The 20,472-nt window shown below is 60.7% G+C and carries 18 protein-coding genes; 10 read left to right on the top strand and 8 right to left on the bottom strand.

What is annotated here, in order from left to right; genetic code table 11:
* Window positions 1–38: 38 nt before the first annotated feature.
* The 4 genes from IEX75_RS21245 to IEX75_RS21230 all read left to right on the top strand — a co-directional run bounded on the left by IEX75_RS21245 (window position 39) and on the right by IEX75_RS21230 (window position 6,652).
* Entirely contained in the window at window positions 39–1,166 is a 1,128-nt protein-coding gene (locus IEX75_RS21245; protein ID WP_188797526.1) for an efflux RND transporter periplasmic adaptor subunit, read from the top strand.
* Window positions 1,159–4,251, top strand: a complete 3,093-nt coding sequence (locus IEX75_RS21240) for an efflux RND transporter permease subunit (protein WP_188797524.1) — start codon at window positions 1,159–1,161, stop codon at window positions 4,249–4,251. Before IEX75_RS21245 ends, IEX75_RS21240 begins: the two co-directional genes overlap by 8 nt.
* Window positions 4,252–4,253: 2 nt before the next feature.
* The gene (locus IEX75_RS21235; protein WP_188797522.1) at window positions 4,254–5,744 is read left to right on the top strand and encodes an efflux transporter outer membrane subunit; all 1,491 of its coding nucleotides are present in this window, start codon (window positions 4,254–4,256) and stop codon (window positions 5,742–5,744) included.
* 137 nt (window positions 5,745–5,881) lie between these two features.
* The gene (locus tag IEX75_RS21230) at window positions 5,882–6,652 is read left to right on the top strand and encodes a bestrophin-like domain (RefSeq protein ID WP_188797520.1); all 771 of its coding nucleotides are present in this window, start codon (window positions 5,882–5,884) and stop codon (window positions 6,650–6,652) included.
* An 80-nt stretch (window positions 6,653–6,732) separates the two neighbouring features.
* Here the strand turns inward: IEX75_RS21230 and IEX75_RS21225 are convergent, their stop codons facing one another.
* From IEX75_RS21225 to rpsU, 5 genes are all read right to left on the bottom strand, one after another.
* Window positions 6,733–7,347, bottom strand: a complete 615-nt coding sequence (locus IEX75_RS21225) for a DedA family protein (protein WP_188797518.1) — start codon at window positions 7,345–7,347, stop codon at window positions 6,733–6,735.
* Window positions 7,348–7,374: 27 nt separating this feature from the next.
* Window positions 7,375–9,111, bottom strand: coding sequence for a DNA primase (gene dnaG / locus IEX75_RS21220; protein WP_188797516.1), 1,737 nt, complete (start codon window positions 9,109–9,111; stop codon window positions 7,375–7,377).
* A 47-nt stretch (window positions 9,112–9,158) separates the two neighbouring features.
* Window positions 9,159–9,332: a DUF1328 domain-containing protein gene (locus tag IEX75_RS21215; RefSeq protein WP_188797514.1), complete on the bottom strand. Its 174-nt coding sequence runs from the start codon at window positions 9,330–9,332 to the stop codon at window positions 9,159–9,161.
* 86 nt (window positions 9,333–9,418) lie between these two features.
* On the bottom strand, window positions 9,419–9,862 hold the full coding sequence (locus IEX75_RS21210) for a GatB/YqeY domain-containing protein (protein ID WP_188797512.1): 444 nt from the start codon (window positions 9,860–9,862) through the stop codon (window positions 9,419–9,421).
* Between the two features lie 163 nt (window positions 9,863–10,025).
* Window positions 10,026–10,241: a 30S ribosomal protein S21 gene (rpsU, locus tag IEX75_RS21205; protein WP_109724432.1), complete on the bottom strand. Its 216-nt coding sequence runs from the start codon at window positions 10,239–10,241 to the stop codon at window positions 10,026–10,028.
* A gap of 160 nt (window positions 10,242–10,401) precedes the next feature.
* On the opposite strand from rpsU, the gene tsaD reads away from it, so the two are divergent.
* From tsaD to IEX75_RS21180, 5 genes are all read left to right on the top strand, one after another.
* Window positions 10,402–11,448, top strand: coding sequence for a tRNA (adenosine(37)-N6)-threonylcarbamoyltransferase complex transferase subunit TsaD (tsaD, locus tag IEX75_RS21200; protein ID WP_188797510.1), 1,047 nt, complete (start codon window positions 10,402–10,404; stop codon window positions 11,446–11,448).
* 32 nt (window positions 11,449–11,480) lie between these two features.
* Window positions 11,481–11,840, top strand: coding sequence for a dihydroneopterin aldolase (folB, locus tag IEX75_RS21195; protein ID WP_188797508.1), 360 nt, complete (start codon window positions 11,481–11,483; stop codon window positions 11,838–11,840).
* A 1-nt stretch (window position 11,841) separates the two neighbouring features.
* Window positions 11,842–12,324, top strand: a complete 483-nt coding sequence (folK, locus tag IEX75_RS21190; protein WP_188797506.1) for a 2-amino-4-hydroxy-6-hydroxymethyldihydropteridine diphosphokinase — start codon at window positions 11,842–11,844, stop codon at window positions 12,322–12,324.
* A 161-nt stretch (window positions 12,325–12,485) separates the two neighbouring features.
* Window positions 12,486–13,931, top strand: a complete 1,446-nt coding sequence (locus IEX75_RS21185; RefSeq protein ID WP_188797504.1) for a circularly permuted type 2 ATP-grasp protein — start codon at window positions 12,486–12,488, stop codon at window positions 13,929–13,931.
* Entirely contained in the window at window positions 13,931–14,866 is a 936-nt protein-coding gene (locus tag IEX75_RS21180; protein ID WP_188797502.1) for an alpha-E domain-containing protein, read from the top strand. Before IEX75_RS21185 ends, IEX75_RS21180 begins: the two co-directional genes overlap by 1 nt.
* A 610-nt stretch (window positions 14,867–15,476) precedes the next feature.
* Here the strand turns inward: IEX75_RS21180 and IEX75_RS21175 are convergent.
* The 3 genes from IEX75_RS21175 to IEX75_RS21165 all read right to left on the bottom strand — a co-directional run bounded on the left by IEX75_RS21175 (window position 15,477) and on the right by IEX75_RS21165 (window position 17,963).
* Window positions 15,477–16,301 carry a proteasome-type protease gene (locus IEX75_RS21175; RefSeq protein WP_188797500.1) on the bottom strand — a complete coding sequence of 275 codons (825 nt, stop codon included), beginning with the start codon at window positions 16,299–16,301 and terminating at the stop codon, window positions 15,477–15,479.
* A gap of 116 nt (window positions 16,302–16,417) precedes the next feature.
* On the bottom strand, window positions 16,418–17,161 hold the full coding sequence (locus IEX75_RS21170; RefSeq protein ID WP_188797498.1) for a pteridine reductase: 744 nt from the start codon (window positions 17,159–17,161) through the stop codon (window positions 16,418–16,420).
* A gap of 109 nt (window positions 17,162–17,270) precedes the next feature.
* The gene (locus tag IEX75_RS21165; protein WP_229721007.1) at window positions 17,271–17,963 is read right to left on the bottom strand and encodes an EcsC family protein; all 693 of its coding nucleotides are present in this window, start codon (window positions 17,961–17,963) and stop codon (window positions 17,271–17,273) included.
* A 199-nt stretch (window positions 17,964–18,162) separates the two neighbouring features.
* Here IEX75_RS21165 and IEX75_RS21160 point away from each other — a divergent pair, with 199 nt between their 5' ends.
* The gene (locus tag IEX75_RS21160; RefSeq protein ID WP_188797496.1) at window positions 18,163–20,391 is read left to right on the top strand and encodes a TonB-dependent receptor; all 2,229 of its coding nucleotides are present in this window, start codon (window positions 18,163–18,165) and stop codon (window positions 20,389–20,391) included.
* Window positions 20,392–20,472 lie beyond the last annotated feature (81 nt).

Here is a 20,472-nt window from a genome sequence, read left to right as displayed (position 1 = left end):
GTAAGCGCCATGGCGCCGAATCGATGGGGAACAAAACGATGCTTCACCTGCTGAAAACACATGGACGCCGACTGTCGGTCGCCATCACTCTCGCTCTGACCCTGGCAGCCTGCTCGCACGGCTCCCATCAAGAGGCTGACCAGCCGCCGGCCTTCACCGTCGAGAACGGCCTGATCAAGGTGCCGGATGGCTCCCCGCTGCGCAAAGAGCTCGTGGTACAGCCGGTGGAATCACGCCAGGCGCCACACGCGATGACGTTTCCAGGCAACGTAGAAGCCGACCCGACGCACACGGCCAACGTATTGCCGCCACTCACCGGCAAGGTGATGGAGTTGAAGGTGGGGCTAGGTGACCGTGTCAATAAAGGCCAGCTGCTGGCCGTCATTGACTCCGGCGATTTCGCACAAGCCGATGCCGATGTTGCAAAGGCGCGGGATGCGCTGGATCTTGCGAAGAAAACGCTCGATCGCGCACGCGTTGTAAAAGCGGCCGGCGGCAATGCCACCAAAGATCTGGAATCGGCGCAGAGCGGCTACAACCAGGCACTGGCCGAATTCAAGCGCGCGCAGACCCGCCTCACCGCCGTGGGTGGCACGCAGGATGCCGCAGCTCAACGATTGATGCAGGTCGTGGCGCCGACCAGCGGTTACGTCACCGCGCTGACGGTGTCGCCTGGTACATACGTCAACGATGCCACCGCGGCGATGCTGACCATCTCGAATCTTGATTCGGTGTGGATCACTGCCAACGTGCCGGAAAGCGATGTGGGGCTGGTTGCCAAAGGCGACAAGGTGGATGCAGCGCTGTCAGCGTATCCGGGCCAGGCGTTCCATGGCACGGTCGCTTTCGTGAGTCCGGTACTGCAGGCGGATACGCGCCGCGACCTGGTGCGTGCCGTGTTTGCCAATGTAGGCGACAAGCTCAAGCCCAACATGTACGCCAACGTCAACATTGACGTACCGCAACCGGTGCAGGTGTTCGTACCCGAGTCCGCCCTGTTGATGAACAACGACAACATCAGCGTGTTTGTTGAAGTATCGCCATGGGCGTTCGAGCGCCGCACCGTGGACCTTAGCTACGACGAATCCGGTGATACGCGCGTGCTTAAGGGCTTGAAGTCGGGCGATCGCGTGATCGTCCGTGGCGGAGTGCTGCTCAATGATTAATCAGCTCTTCCGCTTCTGTTTCGAGAAACGAAAACTGTTCATCGTGGTGACGTTTCTCGTCATTTGTTTCGGTTACTACTCGTGGACTCGGCTGTCGATCGAGGCGTATCCGGAACTGAGTGATGTCACCACGCAGGTCACCACGCAGGTACCGGGCCTTGCGGCAGAGGAAATCGAGCAGCAGATTACCATTCCGCTGGAACGTGAACTGGCCACCACGCAGAACTTGGTGATGATGCGTTCGAGCAGCACGTTCGGCCTGTCGCTGATCACCATGGTGTTCAAGGATGGCTCCGATGACTACTGGGTGCGTCAGCGCGTCCAGGAGCGCCTTAGTCAGGTCACACTGCCTGCGGGCGTTTCGCCGGGGCTGGACCCGGTCAGTGGACCGGCCGGCGAAATCTATCGCTACACGCTGGAATCGAAGTCGAAGAACCTGATGGAGCTGTCGGAGATCCAGCGCTGGATTGTGATCCCGGCCTTGCAGCAGGTACCAGGCGTCATCAACGTCGACAACTTCGGCGGTTTCACCAAGGAATTCCAACTTGAGCTGGATCCCACGCAACTGCTGCACTACGGCGTAAGCGTGAACCAGGTGACGGCGGCGATTTCCGCCAACACCTCCAACGCTGGCGGTGGGCGCATCACGCGTGGCGAGCAGTCGTACATCGTGCGTGGCGTCGGCATGGTGCATTCGCTGAATGATCTGGGCGACATCGTCGTCACGCAGAACAATGGTGTACCCGTGCTGGTGCGCGAGCTCGGCAAGCTGCGCTATGGCCATCAGGTGCGCGAAGGCATTCTCGGCAAGGACAGCAATCCCGACACCATCGAAGGCATCGTCGATCTGCTCAAGTACGAGAATCCCTCGCGCGTGCTCGACGGCGTTCACGCCAAGGTGGCGGCGTTGAACAAGCAGCTCGCGACGCAAGACGTAAAGATCGTGCCGTACATCGATCGCGACTACTTGGTGAATGCCACCAAGGAAAAAGTCTTCCACACCGTGATGGAAGGCATCGGCCTGGTGTGCATCGTGCTGATCCTGTTTCTGGGCAGCCCGCGTTCCGCGCTGGTGGCGGCAGTGGCTATTCCCATGTCGTTGGTGACGGTGTTCATCCTGATGCAGTTCACGCACATGTCGGCGAATCTGTTTTCGCTCGGCGCGATCGACTTCGGCGTGATCGTGGATGGTGCGATCGTGGTCACCGAGGCGATCCTGCGTCAGCGTGAGATGAAGCCGACGGAAGTGCTGGTCGAAGACGATGTGATGCTGGTGACGGGTCATGTCGGGCGCTCCATCTTCTTTGCGACGTTGATCATCATCACCGCGTATTTCCCGTTATTTGCGTTCGAGCATGCGGAAGGCAAGCTGTTCCGGCCGATGGCCTTTACCGTCAGCTACGCACTGCTGGCGGCACTGCTGTGCACGGTTACATTGACGCCGGCGCTGGCGTTCCTTGCCCTGCGCAAGCCGCGCAAGATATTTGAAAACAAACCGCTCAAGCGCCTGCAGGAAGGCTTTACGCATACCTTGGGCCGATTGCTGCACAACCTGCCGGTGGCTTATGGCGTTGCCATCGTGGCATTCGTCGGCGTGTTGATATTGGGCGCAACCATCGGCCGCGAGTTCCTGCCGGACCTCGATGAAGGATCGCTGTGGCTGCAGGTGCAGATGCCTACCGGCTTGTCGCTGGACAAGGCCAGCCAAATGACGGCGCAACTGCGCAAGGTTGTGCGCGAATTTCCCGAGGTGTCTTATGTGGTGACACAGCTTGGCCGCAACGATACCGGTTCCGATCCATGGACGCCGTCACACGTCGAGGCTGCCGTGGGCCTTACCCCCTACAGCACCTGGCACGGTGAGACCAAGGCTGAATTCCTGCGTAAATTCAGGGCGCGCATGGACCAGATGCCGGGCATCAGCGTGGGCATCAGCCAGCCGATCGTGGATGGCGAGAACGATATGATCGGCGGCGCACATAGTCCGCTGGTATTGCGCATCTATGGCGACGATTTCCATGAGCTTCGCCGTATCGGCAACGAAATCGTCGGCGTGTTGAAGGGCGTGCGCGGTACTGCCGACGCATCGATTTTCCAGGAGCCGCCGATTCCGCAGCTGACGATCACCGCCGATCGGGATGCGGCCGCGCGCTACGGTATCAACGTCGGCGATATCACCAATCTGATTCAGACCGCCATCGGTGGTTCACCGATCACGCAGGTGTATGTGGGCGATCGCGTCTATAACGTCACGGCGCGCGTCTCCAACGATGTCGCCAACAATCTCGAAGCAGTGGGTGAATTGCCACTCACCTCGGCCACCGGCGCACAAGTGCCGTTGAAGCAAGTGGCGCATATCCAGCTTGCAACAGGGGAAAGCACCATCTCGCACGAAAACGGCGAGCGCGAGCTCACCATCCGCATCGACAATCGTGATCGTGCATTGTCGGAATACCTGGCCGATTCGCAGAAGCAGATCGCCGACAAAGTGCATTTCGACCCGTCCCAATATAGTCTCGAATGGGCTGGCAATTTCCAGAACGAACAGCGTGCGCAGGCGCGACTGATCGTGGTGATGGGCCTGGTGATGGCCATCATGGCGGTGTTGTTGTTTGCCGAATTTGGCAAGTTCCACCAGGCCGTGCTGGTGCTCGGCGTGGTGCCGCTGGCCACCGTGGGTGGCCTGATCGCGCTGCACTTCCGCGGCGAGACGCTCAACATTGCCACGGCTGTCGGCTTCATTGCGTTGTTCGGCGTCGCGGTGCAGAACGGCATCATCATGGTGTCCAACATCAATCGAGTGCGACATGAGGGCTTGTCGCTATTCGAGGCCGTGCTGGTCGGCGCCACCGAGCGCTTCCGTCCCGTGTTGATGACGGCGACGGTAGCTAGCATCGGCATGTTGCCGGCAGCGCTTGCCACCGGCATCGGCACTGATGTGCAGCGCGGCCTGGCGACGGTGGTGGTGGGTGGTTTGCCAATCGCTACGCTATTGACGCTATTCATCCTGCCCAGCCTGTATTACGGGATGGAGAACTTCATCAAGCAACGCTGGGGACATGCGCCAGGCGAGGTGGAGATCTGATCATGGCCAAGCATCGTCTTTTCAAATGGCGTCGTCCCGTGCTCGTGGCTGGCGCGAGCCTGGCTCTCGGCGCCTGCGCGGTCGGACCGAATTACCATCGGCCCGCACCGCCTGCTGCACAGGGCTATATGGAAGAGGGCACGCCCTCGGCGACCGCCTCCGCACCAGGTGCGGACGGGAAGGCACAGCACTTCAAAACGGACATGGATATCCCCGGCCAATGGTGGACGCTGTTTCAGTCCCAGCCGTTGAATGGCCTGATCGATGATGCGCTCAAGCACAATCCCGATGTCGCGGCCACACAAGAGGCATTGCGTCAGGCGATGGAAGACGTGCGCGCGCAACGCGGCCAATACTTCCCGCAAGTGAGTGCCGGCATCGATCCCACCCGGCAGAAAACCGGGCAGGTGCTTTCCAGTGCGCTCACTTCCAACAGCACGCTCTATAACCTCACCACGGCACAGCTCAGCATCTCCTACGTGCCGGACTTGTGGGGAGCCAACCGTCGGCAGGTGGAATCGCTGGTGGCGCAGGCGGATGCGCAGCGCTTTCAGTTGGAGGCGACGTATCTCACGCTGACATCCAACCTGGTCAACGCGGCGGTGCAGGAGGCTGCGCTGCGCGCGCAGATCGACGCCACGCAAGACATGATCGACAGCCAATCCAGGATCCTCGAAACCAGCAAAAAGCAGCTGGACATCGGTGATGCTTCAGACAATGACGTCGCCGCGCAGGAGGCCACGCTGGAGCAAACACGTGCCGGCCTGCCACCCTTGCGTAAGCAACTGGCACAGCAGCGGGACGTGCTGGCGGTACTGACCGGCCGTACACCCGACCAGGATGTCGCCGCCCATTTCACGCTGGACAGCCTGCAACTGCCGCAAGATTTGCCGCTGACCTTGCCCGCGCGACTGGTCGAGCAGCGTCCGGATGTGCGCATGGCCGATGCGCAATTGCATGCCGCGTGCGCGCAGATCGGCGTAGCGTTTGCAGCCCGTTTGCCGAACATCAACGTCACCGCCAACTGGGGCAGCGCCACTGATCAGATGCATACGCTGTTCGGTTCGGGCACCGGCTTTTGGAACATCGGGGCCGCGGTGACCGCACCGCTGTTTGATGGCGGTACGTTGAGGCATAAGCAGCGCGCCGCGGAAGCCGCTTATAAGCAAGCAGCGGAGCAGTATCGCAGCACGGTGCTATCTGCATTGCAAAACGTCGCCGATACTTTGCATGCCTTGCAGTCTGATGCGGACGCCATGGCCGCGTCCGCGCGTGCCGAACGGGCGGCTGCACGCAGCTTTGACATCGCCCAGAAGCAATATGCGGCGGGTGACATCAGCATGGTGGCGTTGCTCAATGCGCAGGTGACGTATCGGCAGGCGCAGCTCAACCTGATCCAGGCGCGTGCGGCACGCTATGCGGATACGGTGGCACTGTTCCAGGCGTTGGGCGGAGGCTGGTGGAATCGGCACGACGTGGCCGTGGCCCCGTAGTCACAGGTTGGGGTGAGCGTATGCGAATCCCAACATGGCCATGTTCATGTTGATTGCGGTGTTGGGGTTCGCATACGCTCACCCCAACCTACGGTTACACGCAGCTTCCCGGTCAACACATCCGCAGGAGAAGCACGATGCTGTATCTGCTGGATCACCCGATCGAACTGTTTGTCGTCGCTACCGTCGTGCTGTTGCTGGCGCACGAACTTGGCTATCGCTTGCGCGCATTCGCCAAGCATCCTGAGGACAAGGACTGGGAAAGGGAGGTCCACCAGACCCGCAACCAGATTGCCGTCTTGCTGAGCCTGCTGATCGGTTTCGCCATGAGCATGGGGCTCAGTCGTTTCGACGAACGCAAGCAACTGGTGATCGACGAGGCGAACGCCATCGGCACCGCCTATCTGCGCGTTGGCATGCAGGCCGAACCGGTGCGTAGCGCGGCACCTCAGCTATGGCGCGAATATGTCGATGCACGCCTGGCGATTTTCGGCACGGGATCCCATGTCGACGAACACGATCCCGCGGTAAAGCGGACCAGGCAAATCCAGGATGAACTGTGGGGTCAGGCGGCAACCGTTGCACAACAAACGCCTACACCCATCACGGGCCTCTACATTGCAGCGTTGAATGATGTGATCGATCTCGACGCCAAGCGCGTGGCGGCGCAACGCAATCGCATACCGCTCGATATCTGGGCGCTGATGGCGGTGCTGGCCATTCTGACGTCACTGGTCGTCGGCTATGGCCAGCGTCATCGCGCAGCCATGGCCACCTTTATTCCAGTGTTGATGGTGGCGATCTCGATGAGTCTGATTGCGGATCTTGATTCGCCAGTGAACGGTTTGATCCAAGTGAGTCAGCAGAGCATGCAAATGCTGAGCGAGGATTTGCATAAGCAGTTTTGAGTTGCACGTTCATAGGTTGGGGGTGCAAACCCTAACATCGTGCTTCATGTAGATGGCAATGTTGGGGTTTGCACCCCAACCTACTCCGCATAGCGGCGCTTGCGGCGCCGCCACCACAGCACCAGCACTATCAGCACCACCAAAACGCCGACCAGCCACAGACTGTTCTGCCCCCGCTGTATCCACATCCCCAGCCATTCGCGCCGATTTGCACCGAAGTAACCCAGGTACACCCAAATCGGCACGCTGATCAGCGCGGCGGTACCATCGAGCAGCAGAAACCGCCAGAAACTCACGCGATGCGTAGCACCCGCGGTGGTGTAGATCGCCGTGCGCATGCCGGGCAGAAAGCGTGCGAAGAACATCAGGCGATTGCCGTAGCGTGTGAACTGATCCTGCACTTTCGCGTAGCGACGTGGCGGCATCAGCCACGAGATGGGTTTCCATTGCAGGATATGCGTGCCGAAGTGATGGCCAAGCAGAAACATGCCCGCATCGCCGGCCAGCACGCCGACCATGGTGACGGCGACCATGATGTGCACGTTGACGTAGCCAAGACCGGCGATCACGCCGCCGGCCACCAAGGTGATGTCTTCCGGTAGCGGCAAGCCGGCGCCGCACAGCAGCAGCGCCATGAAGACCGCCACGTAACCGTGCTCCGCGAAAAAAGTGATCAGGCGTTCAAGCAAATCCATCGACGTTCCTTGTTGCTGGCAGGCCGGTCATGACGCGGCGGTCGGCTTCGGTGCGCGTGCGGCGAGCAGCTCACGCAGTTCGGCCTTTTCGGCACTGGTCAATGTGCCTTCGCGATTTTTGGCGACCAGCGCATCGCGGCGCTGATCGATAGCCTGCTTTTCCATGCGTGCGAGCGCGTCCAGGAATTCTACGCGCTGCGTCTCCGGTTCGCCGACAGCGGTAGTGGCCATCAGCTTTTGCAGCGAGGCGTATTCGGGACGCCCAGTAAAATGTTCCACCAGCATGGCGGCGTTGATGCCGGGCCTTGCGCGTGCGGTGTCGATCAACGCGGCCAGCAGGTCCACACCCGGTTTATCCAGGCGCAGAAAGCCGTAGGGCTGTTCCACTTCATCAGCCATGCCAGGTTGTGCCAGCAGCAGCGCGATGGCGCTGCGCACCAGCGAGCGTTGCACAGCACCTGGACGCTGCACAGCTTGTCGTGCAGCAGGTTCAGCTTCCAATACCGCGCGTGCGCCGGTGCGTTTTTCCAGCTCTTGCGCCATCAGGTCGCGGAATGCACCGTCCGGTAGGCGTGCGATCAGCGGACGGGCGCGTTCGGCCAGGCGTGCGCGTCCGTCGAGCTTGCTCACGTCCACGTCATGAGAGAGTTCGCCGAAGAAGTATTCGGATAGCGGTGTCGCTTCGCGCAGACGTTTCTCGAAACCTTCTTTGCCTTCCTTGCGCACCAGCGTGTCCGGATCTTCGCCGTCTGGCAGAAACAGAAAATACGCCTGGCGTCCGTCGCGCAAGCGGGGCAGGGCGGATTCCAATGCTTTCCACGCCGCCGCGCGGCCGGCGCGATCGCCGTCGAAGCAGAACACCACGTCCGGCGCGGCGCGGAACAGCACTTCGGTGTGCTCGGGTGTGGTGGCGGTGCCGAGTGTCGCTACGGCAATCGGCAAGCCTGCCTGATGCAGGGCGATCACATCCATGTAGCCTTCCACCACCACGATGCGCACGAGATGGCTGTTGGCCTGCTTGACCTGCCACAGCGCGAACAGCTCGCGGCCCTTGTGGAATAGCGGCGTTTCCGGTGAGTTGAGGTACTTGGGTCCTTGTTCCGATTTCAGCACGCGTCCGCCGAAAGCGATCACGCGTCCGCGCCGATCCAGAATCGGGAACATCAAGCGTTCACGGAAACGGTCGTATTTATTGCCGCGCTCGTTGTTGGCGACCATGCCCGCTTCGGTCAGCAGTTGCATGCGCTTGTCGTTGGTGCCGAGGTTGCGGATCACGCCATCGAAACCCGCCGGCGCCCAGCCGATGCGGAAGCGCGAGATGGTATCCGCATCCAGGCCGCGCTTTTGGCAATACGCGTTGGCTTCGCCGCTTTTTTTCAGCTCGCCTTGGTACCAACCTGTTGCAGCGTCGAGCACGGCGTAAAGATCAGTCTTGTCCTCGCGCGGAGCATTGTCGCGCCCGCCTTCGTAGGGGACTTTCAGGCCCACGGCCTGGGCCAGTTCTTCCACGGCGTCCGGAAATTCCAGCCGCTCGTAATCCATCAGGAACTTGATCGCGCTACCGTGTGCGCCGCAGCCGAAGCAGTGAAAAAACTGCTTGGCGGGGCTCACGTAGAACGATGGCGTTCGTTCGTTGTGGAAGGGACAGCAGGCAGTCCATTCGCGTCCGGCTTTTTTCAACGGCACGCGCCGCTCGATCACGTCGACGATGTCGACGCGGGCAAGCAGTTCGTCGATGAAACTGTCGGGGATACGGCCGCGCATCCGGTTAGTCTAGCCGGACACCGCGGCGAGATCGCTAAGGATGTGGGCTACGTCACCAGATGGAACACGCCGATCACCGCCAGCACGGCGATGATGAAGATGATGACGAAAATCCCGAACAAAACCTTGGCGATGGTGGCGGCAATACCGGACAACGTGCCAAAGCCCAGCCAGCCGGCAACCAGGGAAATGATCGCAAAGATGATCGCCCACTTGAGCATGCGTCTTTCTCCCGTGGCGTGTCGCGTGGGAGCATCTAAACGCGGTCAGCGTGAAGGCAGCGCCTGCGGCGCTGCCGTGGCCTGCATCAGTTCAGGCGGGATTTGATCCGTGCCGACACCTGTGCCATATCGGCACGGCCGGCGGCTTTGGCTTTGACCGCCGCAACCACCTTGCCCATGTCGCGTGCGCTGCTCGCGCCGGTTTCGGCGATGGCGGCCTGGATCATGGCGTCGATTTCGGCGTCGCTGAGCTTGGCGGGCAGGTAGGTTTCGATCACCACCATTTCAGCGCGCTCCACGTTGGCCAGATCCTCGCGACCGGCGGCGGCGTACTGGCTCACCGAGTCCTTGCGCTGCTTGAGCATCTTCTCCAGCACGGCGATGATCTGGGTGTCGTCCAGTTCGATCCGCTCGTCCACCTCGCGTTGCTTGACGGCAGCGAGGATCAGGCGGATCACTCCGAGGCGATCCTTGTCACCGCCGCGCATGGCGGTTTTCATGTCTTCGGTAATTTGCTGTTTCAACGACATGGAACGGCTCCTTCGGAAAGCACAAAGCCGACGTTGCGGAACAACGTCGGCCCATGCATTGCCTTGCAGGTGGTGGCTGCGGATGGACGCGCCGGCTGCAAGCGCTGAACAGGTGCGGCGCGATACGCGCCAGAACCTAAGAACCCGCCGAGGCGGACAGCGCTCAGTACAGGCGGGTCTTGCGCGACACGTCGCGCGACAGGCGGCGCAGGTGACGCTTCACGGCAGCGGCGCGTTTGCGCTTGCGTTCCTGGGTCGGCTTTTCATAGAACTCGCGCTTGCGGGTCTCGGCGAGAATGCCGGCTTTTTCGCAGGTGCGCTTGAAGCGGCGCAGGGCGAGTTCGAACGGCTCGTTCTCGCGGACTTTTACGCTGGGCATGGAAACTCCGGGTAGTAAACGTGCCGCAGAAATGCGGCGAGCCGCAAAGTATACGCCGATGCGGGTGAAAAATTCAAAGAGTTGGGCATACAGGGTGTCGCGAAGGCACGCTTATCGGCAAAAATGCACGCCTACGTCCTTAAGACTGGCACATCTGAAGATGCCTGACGCTCTCCGCCCCATCCTTGGCATCGAGACCTCTTGCGACGAAACCGGCGTGGCCCTGCTGCGCTGGGAACCGAAGCAGCCGGGGCACGGCCTGCTCGCGCACGCCTTATATACACAGGTGAAACTGCATGCCGACTACGGCGGTGTGGTACCGGAGCTGGCCAGCCGCGACCACGTGCGCAAGCTGCTGCCGCTGGTGCGGGAGGCCTTGAAGGATGCGGGGATGACCCCCGCCGATCTCGGTGGTGTCGCCTACACCGCTGGTCCTGGCTTGGTGGGCGCGCTGCTGGTCGGTGCAGCGACCGGACGCGCGATGGCCTGGGCGCTGGGCGTGCCGGCGGTTGGCGTACACCATATGGAAGGACATCTGCTTGCGCCGCTCTTGGAGGACGATCCGCCGCAACCACCCTTCGTGGCCCTGCTGGTTTCCGGTGGCCACTCGATGCTGGTGGAAGTGGAAGCCATCGGCCATTACCGCATTCTGGGCGATACCCTGGATGACGCCGCCGGCGAGGCCTTCGACAAGACCGCCAAGCTGATGGGTCTGCCGTATCCGGGTGGCCCGGCGCTGGCGGCCCTGGCAGCACAGGGCCGCCCGGGTGCGTTTCGTTTTTCGCGCCCGATGACCGATCGCCCGGGACTCGATTTCAGCTTCTCCGGCCTGAAAACCCAGGTGCTGCTGGCTTGGCAGCAATCCGACCAGAGCGAGCAGACTCGCGCCGACATCGCCCGTGCCTTCGAAGAAGCCATTGTCGACACGCTGCTGATCAAATGCCGCCGCGCGCTGTCCGAAACCGGCGCGAAACGGCTGGTGATCGCCGGGGGCGTCGGCGCCAACCGCCGTTTGCGCGAAGAACTGGCCGCCGCCGGTGCGAAGGACGGTTTCAAAACCTATTTCCCCCGTCTGCAGTTCTGCACCGACAACGGCGCGATGATCGCCCTGGCCGGCGCCATCCGACTGGCGCACGGACAGCATCAGAATGAATCGGTGCAAGTGTTCCCACGTTGGGACCTGCAGACCCTGCCGCCCGCCGCTTGATCCTATCGCCCGCACCCACGACGCTTGCACGCATGGATATCGTTTTTATTGAAGACCTGCGCATCGACACCGTCATCGGCATCTATGACTGGGAGCGGCGCGTGCGCCAGACCCTGTCGTTCGATATCGAGATGGCGTTCGATAACACCGTTCCCGCCACGTCCGACGACATCGCCGATACGCTCAATTACAAGGACGTGTCCAAGCGCCTGATCGCGTACGTGGGCGAATCGAGCTTCGGCCTGGTGGAAACGCTGGCCGAGCGATGTGCTGCCATCATCCGCGAGGAATTCGGTGTGGCATGGGTACGGCTGAAGCTGTCCAAGCCCGGTGCGGTGCGCGGTGCAAAAGCCGTGGGCGTGTGCATCGAACGTGGTAAACGGCCGGCTTGATATGTCGCGCGTTTATTTGAGCCTGGGTTCCAACCAGGAACCGCATCGCTATCTCCCGGTCGCCATCGAAGAACTGCGTGCGCGCTTCGGACAACTCGACATCTCACCGGCCTACCGCAGCGCTGCAGTGGGTTTCGATGGTACGGATTTCGTGAATCTTGCGGTTGGTTTGGATACCGATCTTTCGCCCATTGAACTCAACGACTGGCTGCACGCGCTGGAAGATCGTCACGGTCGCCGCCGCGACGTGCCACGTTACGCCGATCGCACACTCGATGTGGATATCGTGTTGTACGACGACCTGGTCACCCAGGGACCAGGGCATCTCGATATCCCGCGCAAAGAATTGAAACACGCCTTCGTGCTGAAGCCGATCACCGATATCGCGCCAGATGTTTGCCATCCCATGAACGGGAAAACGATGCAGGAATTGTGGGCGAGCTTCCCAGCAGAGAGTGAGCCTTTAACGATCGTGACGCTGTAAACGCCGATGTGACGGTAACGAGCAAGCACTTTACTTGCTTGTGGCTGCTTTTTTGTTTGCCTTGACGATACGTATGTGATGCATGCAGTTTGCTATGCAGCAACGTGCTGCTTTGAATGGTGCAGCCGTGATGAATAGCTTGGTACTACAAGGAGGCATGCATGGACTGGACGCGATATCGATCGTCAACGTGGGATGAACTCGTTGCATCCGATGGTCAGCCAAGGCCAGCTGCGCGCCCACTGCTTGACTACCTGTCTGGCCTTAGCCGGCACGAACTGACAGAACGACAGCTTGCCGCGGACGTTACCGCCCGCGTCATGGGCATCACGTTCACGGTGTACAGCGAAGGGCGCAACGTCGACCGCACCTTGCCGTTCGACCTGATTCCGCGCGTCATTGAACGCCGCGAATGGGAACGTACCGCCGCCGGCTTGCGCCAGCGCATGCGCGCGCTGAATCTTTTCATCGGCGACATCTACGGCGATCAGAAGATCATCAACGACAACGTCTTTCCGCGCGAGCTGCTCAAGGAATCGGTGAACTTCCGTCCGCAGTGCGTGGGCGTGAAGCCGCCGCTTGGCGTATGGGCGCACATCTGCGGCTCGGACCTGGTACGCGATGCCGACGGCACGCTCTATGCGCTGGAAGACAATCTGCGCATTCCCAGCGGCGTCTCCTACATGATCGAAAACCGCATGGTCGCCAAGCGTGTGTTTCCAGAGCTGTTCGAAACCAGTGCGATTCTGCCGGTGGACAACTATCCCACGCAGCTCTACGACACACTGGCGGCACTCAGTCCGCGTCCCGGCGATACACCGGTGATCGCGCTGCTTACGCCGGGCATCTTCAACAGCGCGTACTTCGAGCACTGCTATCTGGCGCAAAGCATGGGTATCGAGCTGGTCGAAGGCGGTGACCTGTTCGTTGGCGACGATGACGTCTGCTACATGCGCACGGTGTATGGACCCAAGCGGGTGGACGTGATCTACCGTCGCGTGGACGACATGTTCCTCGATCCAGAAGTGTTTCATCCCGATTCGGTACTTGGCGTGCGTGGTCTGATCCGCAGCTGGCGAGCAGGCAAGGTGGCGCTCGCGAATGCACCAGGTGCCGGCGTGGCGGATGACAAGGTGGTGTTCACCTACGTGCCCAAGATGATTCGGTACTACCTGGGCGAAGAGCCGATCCTGCCCAATGTGCCCAGTTATCTTTGCCATGACGCGAAGGATCGCGCCTACGTGCTCGCGCATCTGGACCAACTGGTGGTCAAGCCGGCGAATGAATCGGGTGGCTACGGCATGCTGATCGGTCCCCGCGCCACCAAGCGCGAGCGCGAAAAATTCCGCCGGCTAATCGAGGCGGACCCGCGCAACTACATGGCGCAGCCGACCTTGTCGCTATCCACCGCACCGATCCTTGGTGGCAAGGAACCGGAGCCGCGTCATCTGGATCTGCGTCCTTTCATCTTGTCGCGCGAGGACATCTTTGTGACCACCGGCGGCCTGACTCGCGTGGCGATGCAAAAGGGTTCGTTGGTAGTCAACTCATCGCAAGGTGGCGGCGCCAAGGACACCTGGGTCGTGGATCTGGAGGAGGCTGCCTGATGCTGTCCCGTGTTGCCGATAATCTCTACTGGTTCAGCCGTTACGTGCGTCGCGCCGAGAATATGGCGCGACTGATTGATGTGAATGGCCAGATCCAACTCGATCTGCCGCGTGGAGCGCATATTGCCTGGCGTCCCTTGGTGAATACCTTGGGCGCCGGCGCCCAGTTTGAGCGGCTGCATGGCGGCGAGACGCCGCATGAGGCCGACGTGGTGCGCTTCCTGCTGGTCGAACCCGATAACCCGGTGGCTCTGCGCAATGTCGTGAGCCATGCCCGCGAGACACTACGCACGGTGCGCGAAACCTTGCCGCAAGATTGCTGGGTGGCCATCAACGACCTGCACCTGTACATCGAATCCAATCCCGAGCGCGCCGGCAGCCGCCGCCATCGGCCGGAGTTTCTGGGTCGTATCGTCGACGGTTGCATGCATGTTTCAGCACTGCTGACGGCCAACGTGAGCCGCGACACCGGCTATCAATTCCTGCGCTTGGGCACCGCCATCGAGCAGGCGGACATGACCTCGCGCATCATCGATACGGCGGCGGCAGGGCTGATCCAGGCACGCTCGGACGATGACGCCGAAGCATTCCAGGCCATGCAGTGGATGGGTGTCTTGCGCTCGCTGGCGGCCTACCAGATGTACCGGCGTCATCTGCGCCAGAAAGTCAGTGTGGAACTGGCTTTGGAATTTCTGCTCAAGAACCGCGAGTTTCCGCGCAGCGTGCTGTTCTGCCTCAGCCGCATCCAGGGCATCTTGCCGCAAATGCCGCCGCGCAGACAGGTGGAGCAGGTATTCCGTGGAGCGATGGGATTGGTGTTCGATGCCAATCCAACACGCCTGGCGGTAGTGGGGCCTGGCTCGTTCGTGGATCGCCTGCAGCAGGAACTGGCAGCGCTGCATGGCGCGGTGCATGAGTCTTACTTTCAGGCTTGAGCGTCGCTTCGGCGCACCATTTCCCCAGTAGCCATCTAGGTTGGGGTGTAGACCGCGATATGCCCCGATGCTTTTTTGGCCTTCGACGCACCGTTTGCCGCGAAAAAGTTAATCTCGCCTCGGCGTCATTCCGGCGAAAGCCCGCTGCTGTCCGGGGAAATTTTGCGGAAAAGTAACGAGCACGTGAGAGACAACACGTTTGCATGATTCGCGCAGCAAGCGACTTAAAAAAGTTGGTTCAACGCGCTATCCAGAAGTGAACCGGAAAGGGCTCCCTCCCCTGCGTGCAGGGGAGGGCTGGGGTGGGGTGGGGTGGGGCGAGCGAAGCTCGGTTCCCGCTACGCGGGAATGGATACGAGACATGATGGAATCTCTGGCGAGGTTGCTTCACCCCACCCCAACCCTCCCCTACTACACGTAGGGGAGGGGGCCGATCCGGCAAGCTAAAAACTTCCCCGGACAGCAGTGGGCGAAAGCCGGAATCCATCGCAAGTACGAAACATGGATTCCGGCCTTCGCCGGAATGACGATTCGCTCTGAAACAGCATTGACGTGAACTTCGATTCCTGCCGGAATGATGGCAAGTAATCGGAGCATGACGCAGTTGCTGCTACTGCTGTGCGGCACCCTCACCGATTTGCTGCTCGGCATAAGAAGCAGGTTTGCGTTGCGCCAGCGGCAGCGCCTGAGCCGTCGACGTATTCGCGGGCTCCCACGCAAACCGCGGCAGGCGCTGCACGGCATCGGCAAGTTTGCTTGCCCAACTGTCACAAATGTCCCGATAGAACTTCGAATCGGCATCCAGCCGCATGCGTTCGCCGATCTTCACGTCATCGGCACGCAGCAGCACCAGATCGATCGGCAGGCCAACGGATACGTTGGAGCGGATGGTCGAATCCAGCGACAACAGTGCGCAGCGCGCGGCATCTTCCAGCGAGGTGCTGGGCGCAATCAGATAATCCAATATCGGCTTCCCATACTTCGATTCACCGATCTGCAAATACGGTGTTTCCGGCGACGCGGCAATGCAATTGCCCAATGGATAAATGAGAAACAGCCCGGGCGCCTCGCCAGCAATCTGGCCGCCGAGGATCAATGTGGACTCCACATTCACACCGTTCTGCAGGGCGTTGCTGGCCACTTGCGCCTGAGCCGCCACCAACGCTTGACCCACATACTCGGCCACCTCGAACAAATGCCGCGGCGTGCGCAGATTCGTATGTGCGTTATCAGCGATATCTCGCTGCAGGCGCGCCATCACGGCCTGTGATGTGCCGAGGTTGCCCGCCGACATCAGAACGATGCTGCGCTCACCGGGGAAATCGAACACGTGCATCTTGGTGTACACGCGCACGTCATCGAACGATGCGCTCGTGCGCGTGTCGGAAGCGAGAACCAGGCCTTGCTCGACCTGGATGCCGACGCAATAAGTCATACGGAAAATCCAAACCTCATGGATAGCCGCATTCTATAAGCGATAACCCAGTGGGGATGTCTATCTGCGCAGCGCGCAATGCTGTAGCTGCGACGCCTTGACGTGTAAGTGTTGGCCTATACCGTTACGCTGCGGCCACCGTCGACACGAATGATTTGTCCGGTCACGAATGGCGCATCGCGCAGCAGCCACAGCACAGCACTGGCGACGTCTTGCGGGGCACCGGCACGCTTGAGTGGTGTGCGTGCCAGCATCGCTTCCTGATCGGCGTACGGTTTGCCGTCGCTTGGCCACATGACGGCACCAGGTGCCACGCCATTGACCCGTATCTCCGGGCCAAGGTCCAGCGCCAGGCAACGCGTCATCGCACTCAACGCTGCCTTGGCCATCACGTAGATGGGATGCTGCGCGAGTGCATGTTCCGCATAGATATCTACCAGGTTCACGATGGTGCCGCGTGCGGAACGCAATGCAGGCAGCGCGGCTTGGGCAAGAAAGAAGGGCGCTTGCGCATTGGAAGCGAACAGCTCATTCCATTGCGCGGGAGTGGCCGTTTCCATCGGAGTCGGGTAGAACGCGGAGGCATTGTTGATCAATGCGTCGAGCCGGCCGTAGTGCGAGAGCGTCGTATCAATCAGCGTTGGCAACGCCGACAAATCCGCAAGATCGGCGTGCAGAACCAGCGTGCTGTTCGCGCGTTGCGCCGAAAGTTCAGTCGCCAGCGTATCCGCTTCCGCGGTGGAATGGCGGCAGTGCAGGACGAGATCGTAGCCGGCAGCATGCAGCGTGCGTGCAATCACCGCGCCGACGCGTTTGGCGGCGCCGGTGATCAGGACTACCGGGCGATTGAGTGGCTCCATGCGATAGCTCCCGCAACTTGGCAATGCTTAATCTTGCCATGTCGCCGTTCCAGCTTGCGCTGGCATGGCGATAACGAGGCTGTGAGGCTTGATCGAGCTACCGGCAGTGCTAATGCAGTCGTGTCGCCTGTACTTCCTGCGTCTGCGTAGCCACCACACTGACGTCGTCATCCCCCTCCGCCACGCCGATCTCGCTCTTCAACATCGCCATCGCGGTGGCTGCCACCTGCCGTGTGTCGTAATACGCGTACCCGCCCACACCGATGGCGCCGATCACCGGCATCCAGCGCGACAGGCCTTCACCCAGTGCGCGCTGCGTCACCTTGACGCCGATCTGTTTGGCAACGCGTTCGATCACGCCGTAGGACACGCGCCGGAAAATCAGCCGGTCGCCCAGCCGTACCACCAGATCACGAAAGGCCTGCGCGGAGGTGTGGCGGAACAGACACCACAGCATTTGTTCGCGGCCGAGTTCCGCGTGCTTGCCGTAAGCGGCAGCGATATCGCTGACCAACTGGGCCTGGATTTTCCAGATCGTGATCAGCTCCGGCAGGATGGTGAGCCAGCCCAGTGGACCCGGTGGCAAGGCGAGCGTACCGGCAGTAACGGCGGCGCGCTGGGCGGCACGATTGGCAAGCCGCCGCGCTTCGACGTCCGGGTCGCGATGGGAATGCACCTTGCTGTCGGGGATCTGGCTGATGAAATCCAGGATCGCCCGCGTGACCCGGTTGCTGGCGTCGTCTTGCGTGATGACGGCAGGGAGGTTGGTGTTGCTGGGCTGCGTATCGTTGCGCTCGGTCATGCCGCGCTCCGTGAGAACAAACAAGGTTCGGCGATCATAGTCCGCCCCTGTGCAGTCCTGATGAGAACGGCATGAACCGCGCGGCTGAAAGTCTGCTCGGATTTCAGGCATGACTTCTGGGAGGGTCGTTCTATCGTGAGGGAAATGTTATAACATTTCGGTCCGTTTCCCCTGCCAAACCCGCCCGGATTCCCTTTGCATGAAAGCATCCCCACTTGCCCTTGGCCTTAGTCTGGCGCTGTATGCCGCTGCCGGTTGTGCCGCCGCTACAACGCCTGGCGCTGGTCAGGTCCCGGCCGTCAATTCTCCGGCTGCCGCGGCACAACCGATGGCCACCAGTACGAACGACCCGAACGATACTTCTGACGATCAGAGTTCGCGCAACCGCCGTGGGACGAAGGCGAAGGAACTCGGCGCAGTGAACGTGACCGCTGCGTTGGACATGGCGCGCAACAACCTGTCGCCGGATACGGGCAGCAGCGAGTACGTGATCAATTCGCAGGACATCCAGGCGCTGCCGTTGGGTGCGTCCTCCCCGCTGAATCAAGTGCTGTTGCAGGCGCCGGGTGTGGTGCAGGATTCCTACGGCCAGCTGCATGTGCGCGGTGACCACGCCAACCTGCAGTACCGCATCAACGGCGTCATGCTGCCGGAATCGATTTCCGGCTTTGGCCAGACGCTCGATCCGCGCATGATCCAGAGCGTGAAGCTGCTCGACGGTGCCCTGCCGGCGCAATACGGGGAACGTACTGCCGCTGTCGTAGACATCACCACCAAGAGCGGCGCAGACCTGGGTAATGGCGGTGTGGTGGGCATCACTGGCGGCTCGTTCGGTACGATCAATCCGTACGCGTCGATCTGGGGACATAGTGGCAACTGGAGCTACTACTTCACTGGCAATTACCAGGAAAACAACGTCGGCATCGAGAATCCAACGCGCAGCCGTGATCCGATCCACGACCATACCAACCAGGTGAAGGGCTTTGGCGACATCAGCTATCTGATCAATAACGACACGCGCCTGAGCTTTCTGTTTGGCGTGACCAACAACCGTTTCCAGATTCCGAACAACCCGAGTCAGACGCCGAATTTCGGCTACCTCGATGTCACGAACTTCGACTCCGCCAATTTGAATGAGCGCCAGAATGAGCAGACGCGCTTCGGCATGCTGGCGTTGCAGGGCAAGCTGGGTGATACCTCGTATCAGGTGGCGGTAGGCCAGCGCTACAGCGGCTTGCAGTATTACCCGGATGACGTTGGCGACCTCATGTTCAATGGCGTGGCCGGCCAGATCATCCAAGGCGATCGCGCTTCCACCTTCCAGGCAGATTTCGCCACACCATGGGCGGGCAATCACACCTTGCGCTACGGTGCGTATTACGAATTCGATCGCGCCTTCACCAATACCAATTCGCTGGTGTTCCCAACCAACCCGGACGGCAGCCAGGCCAGCACGGTGCCGTTCAACATCTTTACGGGTGATCGCATTCTCGCCAAGACCGCGGCGATCTATTTGCAGGACGAGTGGGATATCAGCGAAAACTTCACCCTGAACTATGGTCTACGTGGCGACCGTTACACCGCCTTCCGCGAGGAAAGCCAGTTGAGCCCACGCGTCGGCATGGTATGGCAGGCTACCGATAGCACCACCGTGCACGCCGGATATTCGCGCTACTTCACGCCGCCGCAGACTGAGCTGATTTCCACCGGAAATATCGAAGCATTCGCCAATACCACCAATGCCGTGAAGGACTACGGCAACAACACGCCGCTGACGGAACGCTCGAATTACTTCGACGCCGGCGTGCAGCAGAATATCGGTGACTGGACGCTTGGCGTGGACGCTTATTACCGCAAGGTGGATCGCCTGCAGGACGAAGGCCAGTTTGGCACCGCACTGATCTACTCCACCTTCAACTACAAATACGGTCGCGTGCGCGGTACGGAGTTCTCAGTCACCTACAACCATGGCCCGATCTCCGCGTATTTCAACGCGGCATACAGCCGCGCCATGGGCAAGGATGTGATCACCAGCCAATACAACTTCGGTCCCGACGAACTGGCCTATATTGCCGACAACTGGATCCATCTGGATCACGACCAGAAGCTGACCTCGTCGGGCGGCGTGACCTATGCCATCAATGACAACACCAAGGTGGGCGCCGATTATCTGTTCGGCAGCGGTCTGCGTGAGGAGGGCCTGGTGCCGAACGGCCTCTCGCTGCCGTATTACTTCCAGCTCAACCTCAACGTGTCGCATGACTTCGACTTCGACAGCATCGGCAAGATCCATACGCAGTTGGCGGTGCTCAATGCGCTGGATCGTTCGTTCCGGCTACGTAGTGGCACTGGTGTCGGCGTTGGCGCGCCGCAGTACGGACCGCGGCGTGGTGTGTATCTGACGTTGGAAAAACCCTTCAGCTTCTGATCGGCTAAATAGCTCCCTCGTCACACGCGGCAGCCGCGTAGGTTGGGGTGCAAACCCCAACCCCTGCTGCATGTAGATGGC

Origin of the sequence: Dyella nitratireducens, assembly GCF_014642835.1 — a bacterium.
In the GTDB taxonomy this organism is placed as follows: domain Bacteria; phylum Pseudomonadota; class Gammaproteobacteria; order Xanthomonadales; family Rhodanobacteraceae; genus Dyella_B; species Dyella_B nitratireducens.
This window is presented reverse-complemented; position numbering and strand designations above follow the sequence as displayed.